Source organism: Pseudomonas sp. HMWF032, from assembly GCF_003060885.1.
Classification (GTDB): domain Bacteria; phylum Pseudomonadota; class Gammaproteobacteria; order Pseudomonadales; family Pseudomonadaceae; genus Aquipseudomonas.
In genome coordinates this window covers 93566-118366 of sequence record NZ_QAIG01000001.1, presented here as the reverse complement: position 1 = coordinate 118366, position 24801 = coordinate 93566, and the positions used below count along the sequence as shown (strand labels likewise).

Here is a 24801-nt window from a genome sequence, read left to right as displayed (position 1 = left end):
AGCCGAAATCATGAAGACAACCATCGAATTGCCTCTCCTGCCGTTGCGCGATGTTGTGGTCTATCCGCATATGGTCATCCCGTTGTTCGTCGGGCGTGAAAAATCTATTGAGGCCCTTGAGGCTGCAATGACGGGCGAGAAGCAGATTCTGTTGCTGGCCCAAAAGAACCCTGCTGATGATGATCCGGATGAGGATGGTCTTTATCGAGTGGGCACCGTGGCCACTGTGTTGCAGTTACTGAAACTGCCGGATGGTACGGTCAAGGTACTGGTCGAAGGAGAGCAGCGCGGAGAGATTGAACGCTTTATTGAGGTCAGCGGTTATTGCAGGGCTGAAGTACAGCTGATCGATGAAGTGGATGCTGCTGAGCGCGAATCTGAGGTCTTTACTCGCAGTCTGCTGAGTCAATTCGAGCAGTATGTACAGCTGGGCAAGAAGGTTCCCGCCGAGGTGCTGGCTTCACTGAATGGTATCGATGAGCCAGGTCGTCTGGTTGATACCATGGCCGCGCATATGGTGCTGAGAATCGAGCAGAAACAGGAAATTCTGGAAATTACTGACCTGGCTGCGCGAATTGAGCATGTCCTGGCCTTGTTGGATGCTGAGATCGATTTGTTACAGGTCGAAAAGCGTATTCGTGGCCGGGTCAAGAAGCAGATGGAGCGCAGTCAGCGTGAGTACTATCTGAATGAGCAGATGAAGGCCATCCAAAAAGAGCTTGGCGACAGCGAGGATGGCCATAACGAGCTCGATGAACTGAAAAAGCGCATTGAGAACGCCGGCCTGACGGCTGAGGCCCATACCAAGGCCAATGCCGAGTTGAACAAGCTTAAGCAGATGTCGCCGATGTCGGCTGAAGCCACGGTGGTGCGCTCTTACATCGATTGGTTGGTTAATGTGCCGTGGAAGGCGCAGAGCAAAGTGCGTCTCGATTTAGCAAGGGCGGAAAGTATTCTGGATGCAGATCACTACGGTCTGGAGGAAGTCAAAGAACGCATCCTTGAATACCTTGCTGTGCAGAAACGGGTGAAGAAACTCAAAGGACCTGTGCTTTGCCTGGTTGGGCCGCCTGGTGTGGGTAAAACCTCACTGGCCGAGTCGATTGCCAGCGCCACTAACCGCAAATTCGTGCGTATGGCCCTTGGTGGTGTGCGTGATGAGGCTGAGATTCGCGGTCACCGACGCACCTACATTGGCTCCATGCCGGGTCGTCTGATTCAGAAGATGACCAAGGTCGGCGTGCGTAACCCTCTGTTCCTGCTCGATGAGATCGACAAGATGGGGCAGGACATGCGCGGTGATCCAGCGTCAGCGCTGCTTGAGGTGCTGGATCCGGAGCAAAACCACAATTTCAATGACCATTATCTAGAGGTCGACTACGACCTGTCCGATGTGATGTTTCTGTGTACCGCGAACTCGATGAACATTCCGGGTCCGTTGCTGGACCGTATGGAAGTGATTCGTCTTCCGGGCTATACCGAAGCTGAAAAGATCAACATCGCCATCAAATACCTGGTGCCCAAACAGGTTCAGGCCAATGGTTTGAAGAAGGCCGAACTGGTTTTTGAAGAGTTGGCGATTCGCGACATCATTCGTTACTACACCCGCGAAGCCGGGGTGCGTGGTCTTGAACGGCAGATTGCCAAGGTATGCCGCAAAGCGGTCAAGGAGCACGCGGCCGAGAAGCGCTTCCAGGTGACTGTCACTGCGGATTCACTTGAACACTTTCTGGGTGTGCGTAAGCACCGCTATGGCCTGGCCGAGCAACAGGACCAGATTGGGCAGGTGACGGGCTTGGCCTGGACCCAGGTCGGTGGTGAGTTACTGACAATCGAGGCCGTAGTTGTGCCTGGTAAAGGTCAGCTGATCAAAACCGGCTCATTGGGCGATGTGATGCTGGAGTCGATCACCGCAGCGCAGACTGTTGTGCGCAGTCGGGCCAAGAGTCTAGGTGTGCCTGTGGACTTCTATGAGAAGCAGGATATCCACATCCACATGCCAGAAGGTGCTACGCCTAAAGATGGGCCCAGCGCCGGTATTGGTATGTGCACAGCGCTGGTTTCGGCACTGACGCAGATTCCTGTGCGCGCGGATGTCGCCATGACCGGTGAAATAACCTTGCGCGGCCAGGTTTTGGCTATCGGTGGTCTGAAAGAAAAACTGCTGGCCGCACACCGTGGCGGAATCAAGACCGTGATCATTCCAGAAGAGAATGTGCGCGACCTGAAGGAGATTCCGGACAATATTAAGCAGGACCTACAGATTAAACCGGTTAAATGGATTGACGAGGTCCTGCAAATTGCGCTGCAATACGCTCCGGAGCCCTTGCCTGATGCGGCTCCCATAGTTGCAAAGGATGAAAAGCGCGAGACTGATTCCATGGAGCGAATCAGCACGCATTAGCAGGAGAGCTTCCTTGACACATTTTTAGAGCCCTTGTTATAAAGCGGCTCATATCGTGTCAGCAGGCTCTTCAGCATCAGCTTCGCTTACATTTAAAAGCAAGAAATAAACTCAACAGAAATTAAGGGGACTTAAGAGTGAACAAGTCGGAACTGATTGATGCCATCGCCGCATCTGCTGATATCCCGAAAGCTGTTGCCGGCCGTGCGCTGGACGCAGTTATTGAATCCGTTACTGGCGCTCTGAAGGCTGGTGATTCTGTCGTACTGGTAGGCTTCGGTACTTTCGCAGTCAAAGAGCGTGCTGCTCGTACTGGCCGTAACCCACAGACTGGTAACCCGATCAGCATCGCTGCTGCCAAGATTCCAGGCTTTAAAGCCGGCAAAGCTCTGAAAGACGCTGTTAACTAAGCCTCTTTCTGTTTTGCCTAGCAGGTTGGCTGAATGGCTAATCTGAGGCAGGCGGGATGTTCAGCCAATCACATTTGACTGAATACGACGAATCAGTTGCTTGCGTTCGCTCCGCTTTGCCAGTTACGAGAAGGCGCATCCCTGATGCGCCTTTCTTCTATCCGGAATTTACCCACACTGCGCGGCTGCTTTTTTGTACAGCCGTTCTGGGGGATGCATGCTGCAGAACATCAGGGACAATTCACAAGGTTGGATTGCCAAAACCATTATCGCCATCATCGTCGCGCTCATGGCTCTGACCGGTGTCGATGCCATTTTTACCAGCACCAGTAACAGTCAGAATGCCGCTGAGGTGAATGGCGAAAAGATCACCTCAGTTGAGCTTAGTCAGGCTGTCGAGATGCAGCGTCGTCAGCTGCTGCAACAGTTGGGGCGCGATTTCGACGCCTCCCTGCTGGACGAGAAGCTGCTGCGTGAGGCCGCCCTCAATGGCCTGGTTGAGCGCACACTGCTGCTCGAGAGCGCCAAAGATGCCAAGTTCGCCTTTTCGCAGCAGGCGTTGGACCAGGTAGTTCTGCAGACGCCAGAGTTTCTTGTGGATGGCCAGTTCAATGCGGAGCGCTTTGATCAGGTGATTCGTCAGCTGGGCTACAGCCGCCTGCAATTCCGCCAGATGCTTGAGCAGGAAATGCTCATTGGCCAATTGCGTGCAGGTCTGGCCAACAGTAGTTTCGTCACTGATGCTCAGGTGCAAGCGTTTGCGGCATTAGAGAAACAGACCCGTGACTTTGCCACGCTGACCCTGAAAGCAGACCTGGCTGCGGTGACACTTAGCGATGATGACATCAAGGCTTACTACGATGCTCAAGCTGCAGAGTTCATGAGTCCTGAGCAGGTTGTGCTGGACTATGTCGAGCTGAAGAAAGATGCCTTCTTCGATCAGGTAGAAGTCACTGACGAAGCCTTGCAAAGTGCTTATCAGAGTGAAATTGCCAACCTTGCCGAACAGCGTCGTGCGGCTCACATTCTGGTTGAAGTGAGCGACACGCTGAATGACGATCAGGCCAAAGCTAAGCTGGTCGAGGTGCAGAAGCGCTTGGAACAGGGGGAAGATTTCGCCGCGCTGGCCAAAGAGTTTTCTGATGACTCGGGTTCAGCTGTTGACGGTGGTGATCTGGGCTTTGCCGGTCCTGGTGTATATGACCCGGCCTTCGAAGAAGCACTCTATGCGCTTAGCGAGAATGCTGTGTCGGCACCCGTGCGCAGCGAGTTCGGCTGGCACCTGATTAAGCTCCTGGGCGTCCAGGCGCCGGAATTGCCGAGCTTCGCCAGTCTGGAAGATAAACTGCAGCGAGATCTCAAGGCGCGTCAGGTTGAACAGCGTTTTGTTGAGGTTTCCAAACAGCTTGAAGACGCTGCATTTGAAGCCTCGGATCTAAGTCAACCGGCGCAGGAACTTGGTCTGCAGGTTAAGACCACTGAACCGTTTGGCCGTCAAGGCGGCGCTGAGGGTGTGTCTGCTAACCGCCAGGTCGTGCAGGCAGCGTTCAGTGATGAAGTGCTGGAAGACGGTAGCAACAGCAGTGTGATCGAGCTTGATCCGAACACCGTGGTGGTGGTGCGCGTTAAAGAGCACAACAAACCTGAGCAACTGCCGCTTGAGCAGGTTGCCGATAGTATCCGTGCTCAGCTGACCAAGGTTCGTGCAAGCGAAGCCGTTAAAGCCAGGGGTGAAGAGCAGCTGACTGCTCTGCGCGCAGGTCAGACGCCGGTTACTCAGGCCGATGCCAAGCAGGGCTGGAACGTGGTCGAAGCCGCGACGCGTAGCCAGGAAGGCGTTGAGCCGGCAGTGCTGCAGGCGTTGTTCCGCATGCCCAAGCCTGAGGCTGCTGACAAGCCAACTTTCGCCGGTATCAGCCTGAGCAACGGCGATTTCATGATCATCCGTCTGAATGGTGTGAGCCAGCCGGAGCAAGCGCTGTCGGATGAGGATAAGGCCATGTACAGCCGCTTCCTCGCCTCACGCGTCGGTCAGCAGGACTTTGCTGCGTTCCGCAAGCAGCTGGAAGAAACAGCGGATATCGAGCGCTTCTGATCGAGTCTGCTGAATGTAAAAAGGCCGCTTACTCAAGCGGCCTTTTTTATGCTTGCCATCCGTGGCAGCAACGGTGCTGATGGCGCAGGAAGAGCTGGTCTCCCTGCACAGCCACACTTACTCTTCCATGGCGCCCATGGCGGTGGTGTTGAAACCGCCGTCGACGTACATGATCTCGCCGCTGACGCCCGAGGCCAGGTCAGAGCAGAGGAAGGCACCGGCGTTACCGACTTCTTCGATGGTCACGTTGCGCCGCAGTGGGGTCTGCTTTTCATTGGCAGCGAGCATCTTGCGGAAGCTCTTGATCCCGGAAGCCGCCAGGGTACGGATCGGGCCCGCGGAGATGGCATTGACGCGAGTGCCTTCTGGACCGAGGCTGCCGGCCAAGTAGCGTACACCGGCTTCCAGGCTGGCTTTGGCCATCCCCATGACGTTGTAGTTGGGCATGGTGCGCTCGGCGCCCAGGTAGGACAGGGTCAGCAGGCTGCCATTGCGGCCTTTCATCATCTCGCGGCCAGCTTTGGCCAGGGCGACGAAGCTGTAGGCGCTGATGTCGTGGGCGATGCGGAAGCCTTCACGGGTAGTGACGTTGGTAAAGTCGCCATCCAACTGATCGCCCGGGGCGAAGCCCACGGAGTGAACGATACAATCCAGGCCGTCCCATTTCTTGCTCAGGGCTTCGAATACCGAGGCGATTTCCTCATCGTTGGCTACATCGCAAGGGAAGCACAGATCTGCGTTCGAGCCCCAGCCAGCGGCGAACTCTTCGACGCGGCCCTTGAGCTTTTCGTTCTGATAGGTGAAGGCCAGTTCGGCGCCTTCACGGTGCATGGCTGCCGCGATGCCGGAGGCGATGGACAGTTTGCTGGCGACGCCAACGATCAGTACGCGCTTGCCGCTTAGAAAACCCATGTGTGTTGTTCCTCTTCCTGTCTACAAGGATTGGCAGGCAGTTGAAGAGCTACCTGCGTGGCCATCACTGTATTTACCTTGCGCTGGCGGCATCGCCAGCGCTTTTCAATAGCCGGTTAATTCGCTGGGGCCATAAAGGCTGCTTCCAGCAACTGCTGTGTATAGATGTTCTGTGGCGCAGCAAAGACACGTGCTGCTGGACCTTGCTCGACTACTTTGCCCTGCTTGACCACCATCACCTGATGGCTCAGGGCCCTGACTACCGCCAGGTCGTGGCTGATAAACAGGTAGGTGAGGTTGTATTTGGCCTGCAGCGAGCGTAACAGCTCGACTACCTGGCGCTGCACGGTGCGGTCGAGGGCCGAAGTCGGCTCATCCAGCAGGATCAACGCCGGTTTAAGTACCAGGGCGCGGGCGATGGCGATGCGTTGGCGCTGACCACCGGAAAACTCGTGGGGGTAGCGGTGGCGGGTTTCCGGATCCAGACCTACCTCCACCAACGCGTCGATAATCGCCTGTTCCTGTTCGGCTGCGCTGCCCATGCGGTGGATTTGCAGGCCTTCGCCGACAATTTGACCCACCGACATACGCGGGCTAAGGCTGCCGAAGGGGTCCTGAAACACCACCTGCATCTGCCGGCGCAGCGGGCGTACATCATCTTGCGACAGGCTATCGATCGCCTGGCCCTGGAAGCGGATGCCGCCTTGGCTGCCGAGCAAGCGCAGGATCGCCAGACCCAAAGTGGATTTACCTGAGCCGCTTTCGCCAACGATGCCCAGGGTATGCCCCTGCGGCAGGTTGAAATGAATACCGTCTACCGCTTTGACGTGATCGACGGTGCGGCGCAGCAGGCCTTTTTTGATCGGGAACCAGACGCGCAGGTTGTCGATTTCCAGCATGGTTTTACCCGGTGGCTGATCGACCGGGCCTCCCGTGGGTTCGGCGCCCAGCAGCTCACGGGTGTAGGGGTGCTGCGGATCTTTAAACAGTGTTTCGCAGGTCGCCTGTTCGACGATATGTCCGCGTTGCATCACGCAGACTCGATGAGCAATCCGTCGCACCAGGTTGAGGTCGTGGCTGATCAACAGGATGGCCATGCCCAGGCGTGCCTGTAGGTCCTTGAGCAGCTCAAGGATCTTCAGCTGCACGGTGACGTCAAGGGCGGTGGTGGGTTCGTCGGCGATCAGCAGTTCCGGCTCGTTGGCCAGGGCCATGGCGATCACTACGCGCTGGCGTTGGCCGCCAGAGAGCTCATGTGGGTAGGCCTTGAGGCGCTTGTGCGGTTCGGGAATGCCGACCAGATCAAGCAGCTCCAGGGTGCGCGCTGTAGCCGCCTTGCCGCGCAGGCCTTTATGCAGGCCCAGCACCTCATTGATCTGTTTTTCGATGCTGTGCAGCGGGTTGAGCGAGGTCATGGGCTCTTGGAAGACCATGGCGATGCGGTTACCGCGAATACCGCGCAGCTTGTTCTCGTTCAGTTTGAGCAGGTCTTGCCCGGCGTAGTGAATGCTGCCGCTGGGGTGTTGGGCCAGGGGGTAGGGCAGCAGGCGCAGGATGGAGTGCGCGGTGACCGATTTGCCCGAGCCGCTTTCGCCAACCAAAGCTAGAGTTTCGCCGCGCTTGATGTCGAAGTTGACGCCTTCGAGCACGCGCTGTTTCAGGCTGCCGGTGACGAATTCGACCGCCAGGTCGCGGACCTCGATGAGGGTGTTGGAGTCGGTCATGTCATTTCCTCGGATCGAAGGCATCGCGCGCCGCTTCGCCGATAAACACCAGCAGGCTGAGCATCAAGGCCAGTACGGCAAAAGCGCTGATCCCGAGCCAGGGCGCTTGCAGGTTGGATTTGCCCTGGGCCACCAACTCGCCGAGTGACGGCGCGCCAGGCGGCAGGCCGAAGCCGAGGAAATCCAGTGCGGTGAGGGTGCCGATCGCGCCGGTGAGGATAAACGGCATAAAGGTCATGGTGGAAATCATCGCGTTGGGCAGGATATGGCGGAACATGATCGAGCCGTTCTGCATGCCCAGTGCACGGGCTGCACGCACGTATTCCAGGTTGCGCCCACGGAGGAACTCGGCACGCACCACATCCACCAGGCTCATCCAGGAGAACAGCAGCATGATGCCCAGCAGCCACCAGAAGTTCGGTTGTACGAAGCTGGCGAGAATGATCAGCAGGTAGAGCACCGGCAGGCCTGACCAGATTTCCAGAAAGCGTTGCCCAGCCAGGTCGACCCAGCCGCCATAGAAGCCCTGCAAGGCGCCGGCAAACACGCCGATCACCGAGCTGGCCAGGGTCAGGGTCAGAGCAAACAACACCGAAATGCGGAAGCCGTAGATCACCCGTGCCAGTACATCGCGGCCCTGATCATCCGTACCCAGCCAGTTTTCCGCCGAGGGCGGCGCGGGGGCGGGCACTTGTAAGTCGTAGTTGATGCTGGAGTAGCTGTAGCGGATCGGCGGCCAGATCATCCAGCCGTCCTTTTCCTTGATCAGCTCTTGGATGTAAGGGCTTTTGTAGTTGGCCTGCAGCGGGAATTCACCGCCAAAGGTGGTTTCCGGGTAGCGCTTGAATACCGGGAAATACAGCTCGTTGTCGTAGCCCACCACCAGCGGTTTATCGTTGGCGATCAGTTCGGCGCCGAGGGTGACGAAAAACAGTGCGAGGAACACCCACAACGACCACCAGCCGCGTTTGTGCGCCTTGAACAGCTGGAAGCGGCGTTGATTGATTGGTGACAGTTTCATCTCAACCCTCCCGGCTTTCGAAGTCGATACGCGGATCGACCAGGGTGTAGGTAATGTCGCCGATCAATTTCACCACCAGGCCCAGCAACGTGAAGATAAACAGGGTGCCGAAGACCACCGGGTAATCACGGTTGATCGCGGCCTCGAAGCTCATCAGGCCCAGGCCGTCGAGGGAGAAGATCACTTCGATCAGCAAGGAGCCGGTAAAGAAAATACCGATAAAAGCTGCCGGGAAGCCGGCGATGATGATCAGCATGGCGTTGCGAAACACATGCCCATAGAGCACGCGGTTGTTGCTCAGGCCCTTGGCTCGGGCCGTGACCACATACTGTTTGTTGATCTCATCGAGAAAACTGTTCTTGGTCAGCAGCGTCAGGGTGGCGAAGTTGCCTATCACCAGGGCGGTGACGGGCAGCGCCAGGTGCCAGAAATAGTCGAGCAGCTTGCCGGTAAAGCTCAGCTCGTCGAAATTGTTTGACGTCAGCCCGCGCAGCGGGAACCAGTCCCAGTAGCTGCCGCCGGCAAACAGCACGATCAGCAGGATGGCGAAGAGGAAGGCGGGGATGGCGTAACCGACGATGATCGCCGAGCTGGTCCACACGTCGAAGGCGCTGCCGTGGCGAGTGGCCTTGGCGATGCCCAGCGGGATCGACACCAGGTACATGATCAGCGTGCTCCACAGCCCCAGGGAGATCGACACCGGCATCTTCTCGATGATCAGGTCGATGACCTCGGCATCGCGAAAGAAGCTCGAGCCAAAGTCCAGCTGCGCGTAGCTCTTGAGCATCAGCCAGAAGCGTTCCGGGGCGGATTTGTCGAAGCCGTACATGCGCTCAATTTCCGCCACCAGCTCGGGGTCCAGGCCCTGGGCGCCGCGGTAGTTGGAACCGGCCACCGAGACTTCGGCACCGCCGCCGGCGATCCGGCTGGTGGCGCCGTCAAAGCCTTCCAGTTTGGCGATCATCTGCTCAACTGGGCCACCGGGGGCGGCCTGGATGATGATGAAGTTGATCAGCAGAATGCCGAACAGCGTGGGGATGATCAGCAGCAGCCGACGAACGATATACGCCAGCATCTTATTGCTCCACGTCGACAGTGTTTTTTGTGGCAGCTTCGTCGGCCGCCGCTTCAGGGGATTTCTCGCGGGCCCACCAGGTGTAGAGGCCTACGTCGTATTTCGGGCTGATCTTGGGGTGCTCAAAACGGTTCCAGTAAGCCACGCGCCAGGTCTTGATATGCCAGTTGGGCACCACGTAATGACTCCACAGCAGCACACGATCAAGGGCACGGGTGTGGGCGATCAGGCTTTGCCGCGAATCGGCATTGATCAACCCGTCGACCAGGCTGTCCACGGCTGGATCTTTGAGGCCGATAAAGTTACGGCTGCCGGGGTTGTCAGCGCTGCTGGAGTGCCAGTATTCGCGTTGCTCGTTGCCGGGTGAATTGGATTGAGCGAAGCCGCCGACGATCAAGTCGAAGTCACGTGAGCGCAAGCGGTTGACGTACTGAGATACATCGACGCGGCGGATCACCAGTTCAATGCCCAGGTCGGCCAGGTTGCGTTTGAACGGCAGCAGGATACGTTCGAATTCGGTTTGTGCCAGCAGGAATTCGATGCTCACCGGTTTGCCGGTATTGTCGAGCATCCTGTCGCCATCGACACGCCAGCCGGCTTCCTGCAGCAGTTGATAGGCGCGGCGCTGCTGCTCACGAATGATGCCGCTGCCATCGGTGACCGAGGGCTGATACTCGTCGGTAAATACCTGGGATGGAATCTGCGTGCGCAATGGCTCCAGCAGCTTCAACTCATCCGCTGAGGGTAGGTCGACGGAGGCCAGTTCCGAGTTGTCGAAATAACTGCGCGTGCGGGTGTAGGCACCGTTGAACAGTTGACGATTGGTCCATTCATAGTCAAACAGCAGCCCCAGGGCTTCCCGCACACGGCGGTCGCTGAACTGTGGGCGGCGGGTATTGAAGATAAAACCCTGCATGCCGGTGGGGTTGCGATTGGCGATCTCTTCCTTGATCAGCTGACCATTGGCCACCGCGGCAGTGTTATAGGCCGTGGCCCAGTTCTTCGCGCTGGTTTCCAGCCAGTAATCAAACTGCCCGGCTTTGAGTGCTTCCAAGGCGACGGTATTGTCGCGGTAGTAGTCAAACTGCAAGGTGTCGAAATTGTAGAAGCCACGGTTGACCGGCAGGTCCTGGCCCCACCATTCCTTGACTCGCTCATAACGAATTGAACGACCCGCCTGAACATCAGCCACCTTGTAAGGGCCGCTGCCAACGGGGATGTCGAGATCGCTTTTGCTGAAGTCGCGTTCAGCCCACCAGTGCTTGGGCAATACTGGCAACTGGCCGACAATCAGCGGCAGTTCGCGGTTACCGGCATGTTTGAAAATAAAGCGCACGCGCTGTGGGCTTTCGACTTCAACCCGATCGACATCGGCATAGTAGCCGCGGTACATCGGTGCGCCTTTGCTCATCAGGGTGTCGAAGGTGAATTTGACGTCCTCGGCGGTTACCGGTTGGCCGTCATGAAAGCGGGCCTTGGGGTGCAGGTAGAACCGTACCCAGGCGTTGTCCGGCGCTTTTTCGATTTTTTCCGCGAGCAGGCCGTAAACAGTAAAGGGTTCATCCAGACTGGGGCGTGTCAGGCTGTCGTAGATAATGCCTATGTTTTCTTCAGCAACGCCCTTGGAAATGAACGGGTTGAGGCTGTCGAAGCTGCCGAACCCGGCTTGGCGCAGGGTGCCGCCTTTGGGGGCATCCGGGTTTACGTACTCGAAGTGCTGGAAGCCGGCAGGGTATTTCGGCGGTTCGTCATACAAGGTCTGTGCGTGCTTGGGGCCGGCCAGGACCAGGCCGGCAACGCCAAGTAGGGCAAGGCTGCTGAAGCGGATAATCAGGGCGCGCACGGCATGGGTCATTCAGCGTTCTCCATGGATTTCAGCCACCAGGTACGCAGGCCCAAGGTGTAGGGTGGCGTGGTGACGAAGGCAAATCGGTTGCGGTAAGCCAGGCGGTGGTAATCGATATACCAGTTCGGAATGCTGTAGTGCTGCCACAACAGTATCCGGTCAAGGGCGCGTGTAGCGGCAATTTGTTCGTCACGGTTCTGCGCCGAGAGCAGTTTTTCGATCATGGCGTCGACCACCGGGTGGGTAACGCCGGCGTAGTTCCTGCCGCCCTTGACCTTGGCTTGCGACGAATGGAAATACAGCGACTGTTCCAGGCCGGGGCTCAGGGTTTGTGGCAGGGTGACCAGAATCATGTCGAAATCGTATTGATCGAGGCGCTGTTTGTATTGCGCGCGGTCAACGGTGCGCAGCCTGGCCTGGATACCGATGCTGGCCAAGTTTTCGGTAAAGGGCTGGAGAATGCGTTCAAGGTTCGGGTTAACCAGCAATATTTCAAAGCGCAGGGGCTGCCCCTGACTGTTGAGCAGACGCTGGCCGGAGGGCTTCCAGCCTGCATCGGCCAATAGACCGAGGGCGCGGCGCAAGGTTTCCCGTGGGATGCCGCGGCCATCGGTTTGCGGCACGCTGAACGGTTCGCTGAACAGGCGTGACTGAAGTTGCTTGCGGTAAGGCGAGAGCAACAGCCACTCGGCGCCTTCCGGTTTACCGCTGGCGGCGAATTCACTGTTGGGGTAATAGCTCTGGGCGCGGGTGTAAGAGCTGTTGAACAGCGCGCGATTGGCCCATTCGAAGTCGAACATCAGGCCCAATGCTTCGCGCACCTTGCGCTCGGCAAACACCTCGCGGCGGGTGTTCATAAACAGCGCTTGGGACTGGGTAGGAATCTTGTGCGGGATTTCGGCGCGGATTACCTCACCACGGCTGAGTGCCGGAAAGCGATAGCCGTTGGCCCAGTTCTTCGCCTGCTGTTCGATATAAATGTCGAACTCACCGGCCTTGAAGGCCTCGAAGGCCACATGGCTGTCGCGGTAAAACTCCACGTCGACCCGGTCGAAATTGTATTTGCCACGGTTGACCGGCAGCTTGGCGCCCCACCAGTCCTTGACCCGCTCAAAGCGCAGACTGCGTCCGGGGCTGACCTGGGTAATACGGTAGGGGCCACTGCCCAACGGCGGTTCATAGGTGGTGGCTTTGAAGTCGCGATCTTTCCAGTAATGTTGCGGCAGCACCGGTAATTCGCCCAGGCGCAGAATCAGTAGGGAGTTGCCGGCGCGCTTGAGTACAAAACGGATGCTGTGGCGGTTGAGGATATCGACCCGTTTGACTTCCTGCAGGTTGGTGCGGTACTGCGGGTGACCTTCCTTGAGCAGCAGGCGGTAGGAGAAGGCCACATCATAGGCGGTTATCGGTTTGCCATCGTGAAAGCGTGCTTCGGGGCGCAGGTTGTATACCACCCAACTGCGGTCATCGCTGTATTCCACCGACTCGGCGATCAAGCCATAGCTGGAAGCAGGCTCGTCACCTGAAGGGTCATAGGCACCGGTGCCGACCATCAGCGGCGCATTCAGCTCATTGACGCCGTACTGCAGGAAGTTGGCGGTACTGATCGGGCTGCTGCCCTTGAAGGTATAAGGGTTGAGCGTGTCGAAGGTGCCGTTGGCCATCATCCGTAGCGTGCCGCCCTTGGGCGCTTCCGGGTTGACCCAGGCGAAATGGGTAAAACTGGCAGGGTATTTCAGCTCACCAAACTGAGCGTAGCCGTGACTTTTATACAGGGTCGCCCAGGCAGATGAGCTGATGGCCAGGCAGAGAAACAGCGAGAGGAGGGGACGTATCAAGTGAAATATCCGATCCGTGGCGTCTTGTGGGCTGCTGGTCAGGCACATTAACAGCTTGTATCAGCAGGAAAAAGGGTCGTATCGAGAGCCGGTGACGAGAGCACTTTGACTACACTCAGACTATCCACTGCGAGGGCATCATTTTGCTGACAGCCTGCCATGGTTTGCAGTCATGGATTGATCGCTTCAACCAAGCCGAATTACCTGCTCTGGCCACAGTGGTGCATGACTTGCATCGTTTGACTCAGGGGCACACGTCCTCGGTGCAGCAACTGGCCGATGTCTTATTACGGGATGCGGCTTTGACCACGAAGGTCTTACGCGTCGGCAACAGCGTGTTCTACAACCCCTCTCAAGAGCCCATTCGGACCATCTCCCGGGCCATTGTGCTGATTGGCTTTGATAACGTGCGCCAGATTGGTCTGTCGATCAGCCTGATTGATGGCCTGTTGGCGCGCAGCTCTCGCGAGCAGCTCGCCGAATTGCTCGCGCAGTCGTTTCATGCCGCTGTGCAGGCGCGCAATATTGCCGGCTACGTGCTTACCCGAAGTGACGAGGAGGTGTTTATCGCCGCCTTGCTGCATAACGTGGGTGAACTGGCATTCTGGGGCTGCGCCGGTGAAGTGGCTGATGAATTGGCCAGTGCCCTGGCGCAGCCGGGTGTAAATGCCGATGAAGTGGTGATGAGCGTGCTGGGCAGCAGTTTTCGGCAAATGAGTTTGGCTTTGGTGAAAAGCTGGAACCTCGGCGATACCCTGAGTCTGGCGCTGCAGTCGAGCAGTCAGCATGACCCTGCCGGCAAAGCCGTGGCTCTTGGCGCGAAGATCAGTCAGGTGGCGCTTGAAGGCTGGGATTCACCGGCCATGGACGCTTTGGTCGGGCAACTGGCCGGTTTTATCGGCGTGAGCCCGCAGGAGGCTATGCAACAGGTGCTGGCCAGCGCTGAAGAAACTGTAGCGATGGCTGCCACCTTTGGCGTGGGCCAGCTAGGCAAGCTGATTCCCAATACCGATCCGGAGCAGATTCGCCTGCAGCAGGAACAGCGCAAGGCGCGGCTGTTGCAACCTGATCTGCTGATCTTGCAGCAAGCCCTCCAGGACCTTGGGCTGTTGGTTTCGCGGCGTGCCGATTTGGGATTGGTGCTCGATACCCTGTTCAAGGGCCTGCATCAGGGCGCTGGGCTGGAGCGCATCATGTTGGTGGTACTGGCGGACGGGCAGAGTTGCTTTCGCTGCAAGCGGGTGATCGGTGAGGGCACAGGCGGTTGGGCGCATGACTTTATCCTGCCGGTTGAGCAAGCCGAGCAACCGCATATTTTCAGCTATGCCCTGCGTAACAAAGAGGCGCTATGGATGGGGGTGCCGGCCAGTTACAACCTCAATGAATTGGTCACTCAGCCAATCCGTCAGCGTCTGGGACAGGGCATGTTCTTTATTGCGCCGCTGTTGGCAGGAACGCGCGAAATTGGCTTGCTGTATGCCGATAGCCGGGTATCAGGGCGGGCGCTGAAGCATGAGCAATTTGTCGCTTTTCAGCGCTTTACCCAGTTGACCGGGCGCTGCCTGGACGCAATGAGCAAGAAGGCCTGATCAGTTTACGCTGTACAGAGTCAGGGTCTGCCCAGGCTTGAGTGCCTTGCCGGCTCTGGGGTTCCAGTTCTGCAGGCTTTTCATCGGTACCTTGAAGCGCTTGGCGATCAGATACAGGGAATCACCCTGGCGTACTGTGTAGTAGGTGGCTCCTTTGCGGGGCGCGCCGCCGCTTCCCCCGGAAGCTGCCTGGCCGGCTTGCATGGTCAGTACCTGGCCGACGCGCAGGCTGTTGCCGGACAGCTTGTTCCAGCGCTGCACGTCCTTGACTGACACATTGTGGTGCTTGGCAATTAGCCAGAGATTGTCACCATTTTTTACTCGGTAGGTGCGTACCGGCTGACTCTGTGCCACTGGGCGCTGAAACAGTGGTTCATGTGGCGTTACTCCGGGCTGAGTGGGAATGCTCAGAACCTGGCCGAGGCGCAGGTTGTTGCTGGACAGTTTGTTGATGTCCCGGAGGGTATTGACCGTTAATTGATGCCGATTGGCGATGCTGTGCAGGCTGTCGCCCGAGCGCACGCGGTATTGCTGCCAGTCGACTCGTTCCTGAGGCTTCATCAGTGACAGGTTGGCGGTGAGCAGATCAGCCTTGTCGGTGGGTACCAGCAGATGCTGTGGGCCATCGAGGGTAATCCCTTTTTTGAATGCGGGGTTGAGCAGGTAAAGCTCATCTTCATCCAGATCGGCCATGGCGGCGACGCGGGCCAGGTCCATGCGCTGCTTGAACTCGACCTTCTCGAAATAGGGTTCATTGGCGATGGGGTTTAGGCTGACCCCATAGGCCTGCGGCGTCATGATCACCTGAGACAGGGCCAGCAGTTTGGGCACGTAGTTCTGTGTTTCGCTTGGTAGCGAGAGATTCCAGTAGTCGGTCGGCAGCCCAAGTTTCTGGTTGCGCTCAATCGCCCGGCTGACACGGCCTTCCCCGGCGTTATAGGCGGCCAGCGCCAGTAGCCAGTCACCGTTGAACATTTCCTTGAGGCGTGTCAGGTAATTAATGGCCGCGTCGGTAGAGGCCATCACATCGCGGCGGCCGTCATACCAGCTGGTCTGGCGCAGGTTGAAGTTGCGCCCAGTGGAGGGGATGAACTGCCATAGCCCGACCGCGTCGGCTGGCGAGTAGGCCATGGGGTCATATGAGCTTTCAATAATCGGCAGCAGGGCCAGTTCCATGGGCATGTTGCGCGCTTCCAGGCGCTCGACAATGAAATGGATATAAGGGCTGCTGCGTTCGCCGGCTTTTTCGACAAACGATGGATTACTGACAAACCACAGGCGTTGCTGCTCAATACGTGGGTTGAGGGTTATGCTGTCTTGCAGTTGATAACCGCTGCGTACGCGCTCCCAGATGTCTTTGGGTTCATCGGGGACCTCTGAGGCCTGGCTGCTGAGCCACTCGGGTTCCTGCTCCAGACCTACTGCGCGATCGGTATCGCGACCGCTGTCGTGGCGATAGTTGCTAGTGGTTTGGCAGCCGGCCAAGACCATGCACATGATCACCACAAGCGTCTGAGCGCATTGTATCAATGCCTTTAAATTCAAGGTCTTGCGTGGTGATAGAGGCATTGGCGGCGGTGTATATCCCGGCAAAAAGTTCGGGGGATTCTAGGAAGCAGCCTGCGCTTGGTCAAGTTTTAACCAGTCTTTTGTGGGGCTGTCGAGGTTTAGAAATGATCCTTCCAGGCCCTTAAGGCGGCGAACACCTGTGTCGGCGTCAGGTTTGCCGCAGCTTCTCGTTGGGCCGCTATGGTGATGACAGCCGGTTCGTGGCAGCGCAAAAATGGATTGGTCGCACGTTCGAGTGCAATGGATGATGGCAGGCTGATTTGTCCGTCCTCGCGCCATTGGCCGACTTGCGCCAGACGCTGCTGGACTTGCGGATTATCCGGTTCAACAGCCGCTGCAAAGCGCAGGTTGCTCAGGGTGTATTCATGGGTGCAATACACCTGTGTCTGTCCGGGGAGGGCGGCCAGGCGGCTGAGCGAGGTGTGCATCTGCTCGGGGCTGCCTTCGAACAGGCGACCACAGCCGCCAGCAAACAGCGTGTCGCCACAGAACAGCCAGTGCTGCTCGGGCTGGATATAGGCGATATGTCCGAGTGTGTGCCCCGGCACTTCATATATATCGAATCGCTGGCCCAGCACGTCAACCTGGTCGCTGTCGTACAACCCCAGGTCACGTCCTGGAATCTTTTCATTGGCCGGACACAATACCCGGGCACCGGTTGCCGCCTTTAGCCGTTCAATACCGCCGACGTGGTCGAAATGATGGTGGGTGATCAGAATGTCGCTCAACTGCCAGCCGGGATTGGCCGCCAGCCAGGCTTCGACTGGCGCAGCGTCACCCGGGTCAACCACCGCGCAGCGACGCTGCTCCTGGTCTTGCAGCAGCCATATATAGTTGTCGGAGAATGCAGGCAGGGCGTCGATTTTTATCATCAGCGGGTCGCTAAGCAGAACACAAAGGTGCATCTTAGGGCGCAATGGCGGTGCTGGCTACGCCGCACGATCTGCTGCGCGTCGGCCCTGCTGCGTTAAAAACAGGCTCGGAATGCTCATGTACAAAAGTACACTCCGCTTCCTCGCCTCTTTATGCCTTGCATGGCTCTAGCTCGCGAGATCGTGAGTAGGTTCTAAGTCCCCGCTCGGTCGTGAATATTACGGGAGTAGCCCCTTATGTCCGATCACCCTTTTGCCCATGCAGACCGTGAATGGCTCGACCTGATTGGTTCCGCGCGCACCTGGCTGAGCGGCCCGCTCGGGCAGTTGTTGTTAGAGCAGGAGCGGCAGTTGCTGGAGGAAGAGCTGGCGCGTTTTTTTGGCGGGTACCTGGTGCATTACGGCCCTGCTGCAGACACGCCGCCGAATGCTCGGCAAATTCAGCGCAGCGTGCGCCTGGGCGCGCCATTCAAGGGGGTGGAGATTGTCTGTGAGGAACAATCCTGGCCGCTCACCGAGCATGCTGCGGATGTGGTGGTGGTGCAGCATGGTCTGGATTTCAGCCTGTCGCCCCATGGCCTGCTTCGTGAGGCAGCGCGTAGCGTGCGGCCAGGCGGTCATCTGCTGATCGTCGGGATAAACCCGATGAGTAGCTGGGGTGTACGCCATCTTTTTTCTCGCGACGCGTTCCGTCTGGCCCGATGTATTGCGCCTAGTCGGGTCAGCGACTGGTTGCACCTGCTGGGCTTCGCGCTGGAGAAACGCCGCTTCGGGTGCTATCGTCCGCCGCTTTCTGCGCCGGCCTGGCAAGCACGCCTGGTTGCGCTGGAGCGCATTGGGGCGGCCTGGCAGCCACCTGGTGGCGGTTTTTACGTGCTGGTGGCCCGCAAGCTGGTGGTGGGGCTGCGACCGTTGCGCCAACCCAGCCGGCAATCGGTGGGCAAGCTGTTGCCGATGCCGGTGGCCAAGGTCAGCCGGCGTGAAACACCGCAGAAGTAGCTGGCATAGGCAGTAGAACCGGCCGGACTAATTGAGCGAGAGATTGCAGATAGATGAGTGAACAGGTCGAGATCTACACCGACGGCGCCTGCAAAGGTAATCCTGGCGTGGGTGGCTGGGGAGCGTTACTGATTTGCAAGGGTGTGGAGAAGGAACTGTGGGGCGGTGAGCCCAATACCACCAATAACCGCATGGAGCTCATGGCGGCAATCTGCGCCTTGATCGCACTGACGCGGCCCTGTTCGGTGCGCCTGGTTACCGACTCACAGTATGTGATGAAGGGCATTCAGGAGTGGATGCCGAACTGGAAGAAACGCGGCTGGAAGACCGCCGCCAAGGAGCCGGTAAAGAATGCCGATCTTTGGCAGGCGCTGGATGAGCAGGTCAATCGTCATCAAGTGACGTGGCAGTGGGTACGCGGCCATACCGGCCATCCAGGTAACGAGCGCGCTGACCAGTTGGCCAACCGCGGTGTTGATGAAGTAAGAGGGTTGAAGCATGCGTAGTGTGGTGCTCGATACAGAAACCACGGGTATGCCGGTGGCTGATGGCCATCGGATTATCGAAATCGGCTGTGTTGAACTGATCGGCCGGCGTCTGACCGGGCGGCACTTTCACGTTTACCTACAGCCTGATCGCGAAATCGACGAAGGCGCGATTGCGGTGCACGGCATCACCAACGACTTTGTCAAAGACAAGCCGCGCTTCAAGGACGTCGCCGATGAGTTCTTCGAGTTCATCAAGGGCGCGCAGCTGATCATCCACAACGCGGCGTTCGACGTTGGCTTTATCAACAACGAATTTGCCCTGGTCAAGCAGGACGACCGCGCTGATATCAGTGAGCACTGCTCGATCCTCGACACCCTGATGATGGCCCGCGAGCGCCATCCGGGGCAGCGCAACAACCTCGACGCCCTGTGCAAACGCTATGGTGTCGACAACTCTGGTCGTGATCTGCACGGGGCCTTGCTCGACGCCGAGATTCTCGCTGACGTCTACCTGACCATGACCGGCGGACAGACCAACTTGTCCCTCGCTGGTGACGGCTCGGAAGGTGACAGCAATGGCCGTCAGCAGCCCAGTGCAATTCGTCGGTTGTCGGCTGAGCGGCCTCGCACACGGGTGATCCGCGCCAGTGACGACGAGTTGAATGCCCATTTGGCGCGTTTGGCAATCATCGAGAAGTCGGCCGGTGCTCCGCCACTCTGGGTTCAGCTTGAGCAGCCCAAGGTGGAGGCCTGATCGGCCGCCAGGCGGTTGCCGTTAGCCTGTAGGTGAACGGCTCTAGCGAGTGTTGAGTTATCCACTCGCGACCTTTTCGTACAGCGTCACGCAGAGGGGGTTCCGCCTGGCGGAGCCAGCCTCTACCCTGATGAGATAGGCAGGCTCAGCCTGTCACACTCAGGGACGCCACAATGTATAAAGACCTCAAGTTCCCCGTCCTGATCGTGCACCGCGACATCAAGGCCGATACCGTGGCCGGTGACCGGGTACGCGCCATCGCCCAAGAACTGGAGCAGGACGGTTTCAGTATCCTTTCTACCGCCAGCTCCGCCGAGGGGCGCATCGTGGCCTCCACGCACCATGGTTTGGCCTGCATTCTGGTCGCCGCCGAAGGTGCAGGGGAGAACAAGACCCTGTTGCAGGACATGGTCGAGCTGATTCGCATCGCTCGCCGCCGTGCGCCACAACTGCCGATTTTTGCCTTGGGCGAGCAGGTAACCATCGAAAACGCGCCGGCCGAGGCCATGGTCGATCTCAATCAGCTGCGCGGCATTCTCTATCTGTTCGAAGACACCGTGCCATTTCTGGCCCGCCAAGTGGCTCGCGCCGCGCGCAATTACCTGGATTGCCTGTTGCCGCCGTTCTTCAAGGCGCTGGTGCAGCACACTGCGCAGTCCAACTATTCCTGGCACACGCCCGGCCATGGTGGCGGTGTGGCTTATCGCAAAAGCCCGGTGGGGCAGGCGTTTCACCAGTTTTTCGGCGAGAACACCCTGCGTTCTGATCTCTCGGTATCGGTGCCGGAGCTGGGTTCGCTGCTTGATCACACGGGCCCGCTTGCTGAGGCCGAAGCTCGCGCGGCGCGCAATTTCGGTGCCGATCACACCTACTTCGTGATCAACGGCACCTCGACGGCGAACAAGATTGTCTGGCACTCCATGGTCGGCCGCGACGACCTGGTGCTGGTGGATCGCAACTGCCACAAGTCGATCCTGCATTCGATCATCATGACTGGGGCGATTCCGCTCTATCTGTGCCCGGAGCGTAACGAGCTGGGCATCATTGGTCCGATTCCGCTGAGCGAATTCAGTCGTGAGTCGATTCAGGCGAAGATCGATGCCAGCCCGCTGGCGCGCGGCCGTGTGCCAAGTAGCAGTGGCGCGATGGTCAAGCTGGTGGTGGTGACCAATTCGACCTACGACGGCCTCTGTTACAACGCCGAGCTGATCAAACAGACCCTGGGCAACAGCGTCGAGGTGCTGCATTTCGATGAGGCCTGGTACGCCTATGCGGCATTTCATGAGTTTTACTGCGGGCGTTACGGCATGGGCACCGCGCGCAGCGAAGACACGCCACTGGTGTTCACCACCCATTCCACTCACAAGCTGTTGGCCGCGTTCAGTCAGGCTTCGATGATCCATGTGCAGGACGGTGGCAAGCGTCAGCTGGATCGGGATCGCTTTAACGAAGCCTTCATGATGCACATCTCCACCTCACCGCAGTACGGCATCATCGCTTCACTGGATGTGGCCTCGGCGATGATGGAAGGCCCGGCCGGGCGCTCACTGATCCAGGAAACCTTTGATGAAGCCCTGAGTTTCCGCCGTGCCCTGGCCAATCTGCGGCAAAACCTCAGTGCCGATGACTGGTGGTTCAGCATCTGGCAGCCGGCCAAGGCCGAAGGCACCGATGATGTGGCCACCCAGGATTGGCTGCTGCAACCGCAAGCCGACTGGCACGGTTTTGGTGAGGTGGCCGAAGACTATGTGCTGCTCGACCCGATCAAGGTGACCCTGGTGACGCCGGGCTTAACTGCAGACGGCAAGCTGGATGCGCGTGGCATACCGGCGGCGGTGGTCAGCAAGTTCCTCTGGGAGCGCGGCCTGGTGGTAGAGAAGACCGGGCTGTACTCCTTCCTGGTGCTGTTCTCTATGGGTATTACCAAGGGCAAGTGGAGCACGCTGCTGACCGAATTGCTGGAGTTCAAACGCAGCTATGACGCCAACTTGCCGTTGAGTGATGTGCTGCCGTCGATTGCTCAGGCCGGCAAGACCTTCTATCAGGACATGGGCCTGCGTGATCTGTGCGATGCACTGCATGCCTGCTACCGCGAAAACGCCACTGCCAAGGCCCTCAAACGCATGTACACGGTGCTGCCAGAGGTGGCGATCAAGCCCGCCGATGCTTATAACCAACTGGTGCGTGGTGAAGTCGAGGCGGTGCCAATCGAGCAGTTGGAGGGGCGCATTGCTGCGGTGATGCTGGTGCCTTATCCGCCAGGAATCCCGCTCATCATGCCCGGTGAGCGGTTTACCGCGCAGACCCGTTCGATCATCGATTACCTGGCGTTTGCCCGTACGTTCGACCGCAGCTTCCCCGGTTTCGATGCCGATGTGCACGGTCTGCAGCGTGAGGATGGGGCTTATACCGTCGACTGCATTAAGGCCTGACACTTGACCAGCCTGCCGCGTTAAGCGGCAGGCTGGTTGTGCTGTGCGGCTTACCTCTGTAGATCAAGCGCTTATCGCCGATAGGTAAAAATTGAGCTTAACTTTAATGACGTGCCCTGCGTCACAGTGGCCAGCATCGACATTTGTCGGTTGGTTGTTATAGTTGCTCGATTTTTACCATAAGAAAATTTCCATCTTGCGCTTGCGCCCCTGCTGAGGATGACTGCCGTGTCCGACTACAAAGCCTTTAATGTCGTGTTGGCAGATAAGGTCGCCCATGTGGTGATCAATCGCCCGGAAAAGGTCAATGCGATGAACGCGGACTTCTGGCGCGAGATCATCGAGATTTTCCGCTGGATCGATGACACCGATGAAGTGCGTGCGGTGGTGATCTCCGGTGCCGGTAAACACTTCTCCTCAGGCATCGACCTGATGATGCTGGCCTCGGTCGGTAGTCAGTTGGGCTCGGATGTCGGCCGTAATGCCGAAAAACTGCGGCGCAAGATTCTCGAACTGCAGGCCTCATTCAATGCCGTGGACAACTGCCGCAAACCAGTCCTGGCGGCTATTCAGGGTTACTGCCTGGGCGGCGCCATTGACCTGGTATCGGCCTGCGACATGCGCTATTCGACGGTTGATGCGCAGTTTTCGATCAAGGAAATCGACATCGGTATGGCCGCCGACGTTGGTACGTTACAGCGCCTGCCACGCATCATCGGCGACGGCATGATGCGCGAACTGGCCTTTACCGGGCGCACCATCAACGGTGAGGAGGCGCGCAGCATCGGCCTGGTCAACCGTACTTATGCTGACGCTGATGCTTTGCTTGATGGTGTGATGGGCATTGCCCGCGAGATCGCCAGCAAGTCGCCAGTGGCCATCCGTGGTACCAAGGAAATGATTCGCTACATGCGCGACCACCGTGTCGACGATGGCCTCGAATACATCGCCACTTGGAACGCGGCCATGCTGCAGTCGGCCGACCTGCGTGTGGCCATGACGGCGCACATGAGCAAGCAGAAACCGGAGTTCGCTGATTGATGCGGCCCTTACAGTTATTTTTCATTCAGGCGCGGGAGGCGTAATTGCCCATGGTTTCCGGAGCCACGTCGCTTAATCTGGTGCGCGATGAACTGTTCACCACCATGGAAGAGGCCGAGTCGAGCCTTGAGCAATTCATTGCCGATCGCAACAACGGCAGCCTGCTGCAGCAGGCGGTGGAAAGCCTGCATCAAGTGCGCGGCACGCTGAACCTGATCGAGCTGGCCGGTGCCGAACTGCTGGCGCAGGAAGTACTCGATCAAGCCACCGATATCCCAGCCGGTGCCGGTGAGGAACGCGACGTCCAGTTGTCTGCCCTGAGCAATGCGCTGCACGTGTTGCGCCGCTACCTGGAAAACGTCGAGGCACATCGTCAGGAAATGCCGGAACTGCTGCTGCCGGCCATCAATGATCTACGTCAAGCGGGCGGTCAGCCTGCCTTGCCGGAAAGCTTCTTTTTCAGCGTGCGTCTCGACCATGCCCGGCCACGCACGGCGCCTGCCTCGATTGATGGCGCAGCGCGCGAAGGGGAAGGCCGTCGTCTGCGTCACATGTATCAGGTTGGTCTGCTCGGTTTCCTTCGTGAGCAGAATCCTCAGGCCAGTCTCAAACTGATGGGGCGTGCATTGACTCGCCTCGACAGCCTGTTCGCCAATGAGCCGCGCGGTCGTTTGTGTTGGGTGGGTTGCGCAGCAGTTGAAGCGCAGGTTGATGGACAACTGCTGCCACGCAAGTCGCGCAAGCAGCTGTTCTCGCGGATTGATCGCGAACTTAAGCAGTTGTTGATCAATGGCCAATACGAAGCGCCGCGTAACCTGCTTAAAGAGTTGCTGTATCTGGTGGCATTGGCTGATACCCGCGGTCCATTGGCGACAACCTTGAGTGACGTATTCGGGTTGATGCCGCTGCCATTTACCGACCACATGTTGGAAGAGGAATACCAGCGTCTCGCCGGCCCGGGGCAGGCGGTTATGCGCTCGCTGAGTTCGGCTATCCGCGAAGAGCTCAATAGTGTCAAGGATATGCTTGACCTGATCGAGCGCGGCACGTTGCAAGGCGAAAGCCTTGTTAGCTTGCATGCGCTGCTCGGCAAATTAAGCAAAACCCTCGGTATGGTGGGGCTCAGCTCAGCGGGCAATGCGCTCGGTGCGCAGTTGCAAACTGTGGCCAGCTGGAGTGAGGCGTCCCCGCCGCACGCCCAGGAGCTGCACAGACTGGCGGATGCCGTGCTGTATGTCGAAGGTATGGTCGCCAGCCTGGAGCGTGGTGAGCATCGTGATGCGCGTCCTGCACAGGTGCAACCAGGTGATGAGGCAGAGTCCTTTGCCCTGCACCAACTCACCGAGGCGCGGATTGTTGTGGTGGATGAAGCTCAGGCAGGCCTAGCTTTGGCTAAGCGGGCAATCACGGCATACTTGGAGTCAGGCGGCGAACGCATGCACCTGTCCAATGTACCGTTCAGTCTTCAAGCTGTGCGTGGCGGCTTATGGTTCCTTGGGCAGGAGCGTGCGGCAGGGTTGGTGGGTGCCTGTGCAGATTACATCCAGACGCAGATGTTCGATGCCCAGCAAATGCCGGCCGAACAGATGTTGGAAACCCTGGCCGATGCCCTGAGCAGCCTTGAGTACTACCTCGAGGGCGGCGCTGTGCTGAGGCCGGAAACTCAGCCGAGCGTGCTTGATCTTGCAGCCGAGAGCGTGCGCGCGCTGGGCATGTCGTTGGAGGTTTGAAC

The 24801-nt window shown here is 58.3% G+C and carries 18 protein-coding genes; 10 read left to right on the top strand and 8 right to left on the bottom strand.

The features are described 5' to 3' along the window. Positions 1 to 10 precede the first annotated feature (10 nt). The 3 genes from lon to DBR00_RS00525 all read left to right on the top strand — a co-directional run bounded on the left by lon (position 11) and on the right by DBR00_RS00525 (position 4909). Positions 11 to 2404, top strand: a complete 2394-nt coding sequence (gene lon, locus DBR00_RS00535) for an endopeptidase La (RefSeq protein WP_108486073.1) — start codon at positions 11 to 13, stop codon at positions 2402 to 2404. A gap of 137 nt (positions 2405 to 2541) precedes the next feature. Further along, positions 2542 to 2814 (top strand): nucleoid-associated protein HU-beta, encoded by a 273-nt coding sequence (hupB, locus tag DBR00_RS00530; protein WP_010490206.1) that lies wholly within the window; start codon positions 2542 to 2544, stop codon positions 2812 to 2814. 217 nt (positions 2815 to 3031) lie between these two features. Beyond that, a complete protein-coding gene (locus DBR00_RS00525; protein ID WP_108486074.1) occupies positions 3032 to 4909 on the top strand; it encodes a SurA N-terminal domain-containing protein in 1878 nt (625 codons plus the stop codon). A gap of 117 nt (positions 4910 to 5026) precedes the next feature. Here the strand turns inward: DBR00_RS00525 and fabI are convergent, their stop codons facing one another. The 6 genes from fabI to DBR00_RS00495 all read right to left on the bottom strand — a co-directional run bounded on the left by fabI (position 5027) and on the right by DBR00_RS00495 (position 13322). Then, on the bottom strand, positions 5027 to 5821 hold the full coding sequence (gene fabI / locus DBR00_RS00520; protein WP_108486075.1) for an enoyl-ACP reductase FabI: 795 nt from the start codon (positions 5819 to 5821) through the stop codon (positions 5027 to 5029). A 116-nt stretch (positions 5822 to 5937) separates the two neighbouring features. Further along, the gene (locus DBR00_RS00515; protein ID WP_108486076.1) at positions 5938 to 7545 is read right to left on the bottom strand and encodes an ABC transporter ATP-binding protein; all 1608 of its coding nucleotides are present in this window, start codon (positions 7543 to 7545) and stop codon (positions 5938 to 5940) included. Between the two features lies 1 nt (position 7546). Further along, entirely contained in the window at positions 7547 to 8566 is a 1020-nt protein-coding gene (locus DBR00_RS00510; protein ID WP_108486077.1) for an ABC transporter permease, read from the bottom strand. A 1-nt stretch (position 8567) separates the two neighbouring features. Beyond that, positions 8568 to 9641, bottom strand: a complete 1074-nt coding sequence (locus DBR00_RS00505; RefSeq protein ID WP_108486078.1) for a microcin C ABC transporter permease YejB — start codon at positions 9639 to 9641, stop codon at positions 8568 to 8570. 1 nt (position 9642) lies between these two features. Continuing rightward, the gene (locus tag DBR00_RS00500) at positions 9643 to 11496 is read right to left on the bottom strand and encodes an extracellular solute-binding protein (protein WP_108486079.1); all 1854 of its coding nucleotides are present in this window, start codon (positions 11494 to 11496) and stop codon (positions 9643 to 9645) included. Beyond that, complete coding sequence (locus tag DBR00_RS00495; protein WP_177479856.1) at positions 11493 to 13322, bottom strand: extracellular solute-binding protein; 1830 nt, start codon at positions 13320 to 13322, stop codon at positions 11493 to 11495. Before DBR00_RS00495 ends, DBR00_RS00500 begins: the two co-directional genes overlap by 4 nt. Before the next feature lie 167 nt (positions 13323 to 13489). Here DBR00_RS00495 and DBR00_RS00490 point away from each other — a divergent pair, with 167 nt between their 5' ends. Beyond that, positions 13490 to 14914, top strand: a complete 1425-nt coding sequence (locus DBR00_RS00490; RefSeq protein WP_108486086.1) for an HDOD domain-containing protein — start codon at positions 13490 to 13492, stop codon at positions 14912 to 14914. Here the strand turns inward: DBR00_RS00490 and DBR00_RS00485 are convergent, their stop codons facing one another. Both DBR00_RS00485 and gloB read right to left on the bottom strand, forming a co-directional pair. Beyond that, complete coding sequence (locus DBR00_RS00485) at positions 14915 to 16483, bottom strand: lytic transglycosylase domain-containing protein (RefSeq protein WP_108486081.1); 1569 nt, start codon at positions 16481 to 16483, stop codon at positions 14915 to 14917. It abuts the gene before it with no gap. 98 nt (positions 16484 to 16581) lie between these two features. Further along, complete coding sequence (gene gloB / locus DBR00_RS00480; protein WP_108486087.1) at positions 16582 to 17355, bottom strand: hydroxyacylglutathione hydrolase; 774 nt, start codon at positions 17353 to 17355, stop codon at positions 16582 to 16584. A gap of 237 nt (positions 17356 to 17592) precedes the next feature. Between gloB and DBR00_RS00475 the strand changes: the two genes are divergently transcribed. The 6 genes from DBR00_RS00475 to DBR00_RS00450 all read left to right on the top strand — a co-directional run bounded on the left by DBR00_RS00475 (position 17593) and on the right by DBR00_RS00450 (position 24799). After that, on the top strand, positions 17593 to 18354 hold the full coding sequence (locus DBR00_RS00475) for a class I SAM-dependent methyltransferase (RefSeq protein ID WP_108486082.1): 762 nt from the start codon (positions 17593 to 17595) through the stop codon (positions 18352 to 18354). A 53-nt stretch (positions 18355 to 18407) separates the two neighbouring features. Beyond that, a complete protein-coding gene (gene rnhA, locus DBR00_RS00470) occupies positions 18408 to 18860 on the top strand; it encodes a ribonuclease HI (protein ID WP_108486083.1) in 453 nt (150 codons plus the stop codon). Continuing rightward, positions 18853 to 19596, top strand: a complete 744-nt coding sequence (gene dnaQ, locus DBR00_RS00465; RefSeq protein WP_108486084.1) for a DNA polymerase III subunit epsilon — start codon at positions 18853 to 18855, stop codon at positions 19594 to 19596. Before rnhA ends, dnaQ begins: the two co-directional genes overlap by 8 nt. Before the next feature lie 173 nt (positions 19597 to 19769). Then, positions 19770 to 22028 (top strand): Orn/Lys/Arg decarboxylase N-terminal domain-containing protein, encoded by a 2259-nt coding sequence (locus tag DBR00_RS00460; protein ID WP_108486085.1) that lies wholly within the window; start codon positions 19770 to 19772, stop codon positions 22026 to 22028. 228 nt (positions 22029 to 22256) lie between these two features. Next, positions 22257 to 23069 (top strand): crotonase/enoyl-CoA hydratase family protein, encoded by an 813-nt coding sequence (locus DBR00_RS00455; protein ID WP_108486088.1) that lies wholly within the window; start codon positions 22257 to 22259, stop codon positions 23067 to 23069. A 50-nt stretch (positions 23070 to 23119) separates the two neighbouring features. Continuing rightward, positions 23120 to 24799, top strand: a complete 1680-nt coding sequence (locus DBR00_RS00450; protein WP_108538002.1) for a ferrous iron transporter B — start codon at positions 23120 to 23122, stop codon at positions 24797 to 24799. Positions 24800 to 24801 lie beyond the last annotated feature (2 nt).

Bases quoted from the DNA above. Each gene is read 5' to 3' on its own strand.
- DBR00_RS00460 (WP_108486085.1), top strand. From the start codon at position 19,770: ATGTATAAAGACCTCAAGTTCCCCGTCCTGATCGTGCACCGCGACATC.
- fabI (WP_108486075.1), bottom strand. From the start codon at position 5,821: ATGGGTTTTCTAAGCGGCAAGCGCGTACTGATCGTTGGCGTCGCCAGC.
- dnaQ (WP_108486084.1), top strand. From the start codon at position 18,853: ATGCGTAGTGTGGTGCTCGATACAGAAACCACGGGTATGCCGGTGGCT.
- gloB (WP_108486087.1), bottom strand. From the start codon at position 17,355: ATGATAAAAATCGACGCCCTGCCTGCATTCTCCGACAACTATATATGG.
- DBR00_RS00475 (WP_108486082.1), top strand. From the start codon at position 17,593: ATGTCCGATCACCCTTTTGCCCATGCAGACCGTGAATGGCTCGACCTG.
- DBR00_RS00450 (WP_108538002.1), top strand. From the start codon at position 23,120: ATGGTTTCCGGAGCCACGTCGCTTAATCTGGTGCGCGATGAACTGTTC.
- DBR00_RS00505 (WP_108486078.1), bottom strand. From the start codon at position 9,641: ATGCTGGCGTATATCGTTCGTCGGCTGCTGCTGATCATCCCCACGCTG.
- DBR00_RS00515 (WP_108486076.1), bottom strand. From the start codon at position 7,545: ATGACCGACTCCAACACCCTCATCGAGGTCCGCGACCTGGCGGTCGAA.
- DBR00_RS00510 (WP_108486077.1), bottom strand. From the start codon at position 8,566: ATGAAACTGTCACCAATCAATCAACGCCGCTTCCAGCTGTTCAAGGCG.
- DBR00_RS00500 (WP_108486079.1), bottom strand. From the start codon at position 11,496: ATGACCCATGCCGTGCGCGCCCTGATTATCCGCTTCAGCAGCCTTGCC.
- DBR00_RS00485 (WP_108486081.1), bottom strand. From the start codon at position 16,483: ATGCCTCTATCACCACGCAAGACCTTGAATTTAAAGGCATTGATACAA.
- rnhA (WP_108486083.1), top strand. From the start codon at position 18,408: ATGAGTGAACAGGTCGAGATCTACACCGACGGCGCCTGCAAAGGTAAT.
- lon (WP_108486073.1), top strand. From the start codon at position 11: ATGAAGACAACCATCGAATTGCCTCTCCTGCCGTTGCGCGATGTTGTG.
- DBR00_RS00525 (WP_108486074.1), top strand. From the start codon at position 3,032: ATGCTGCAGAACATCAGGGACAATTCACAAGGTTGGATTGCCAAAACC.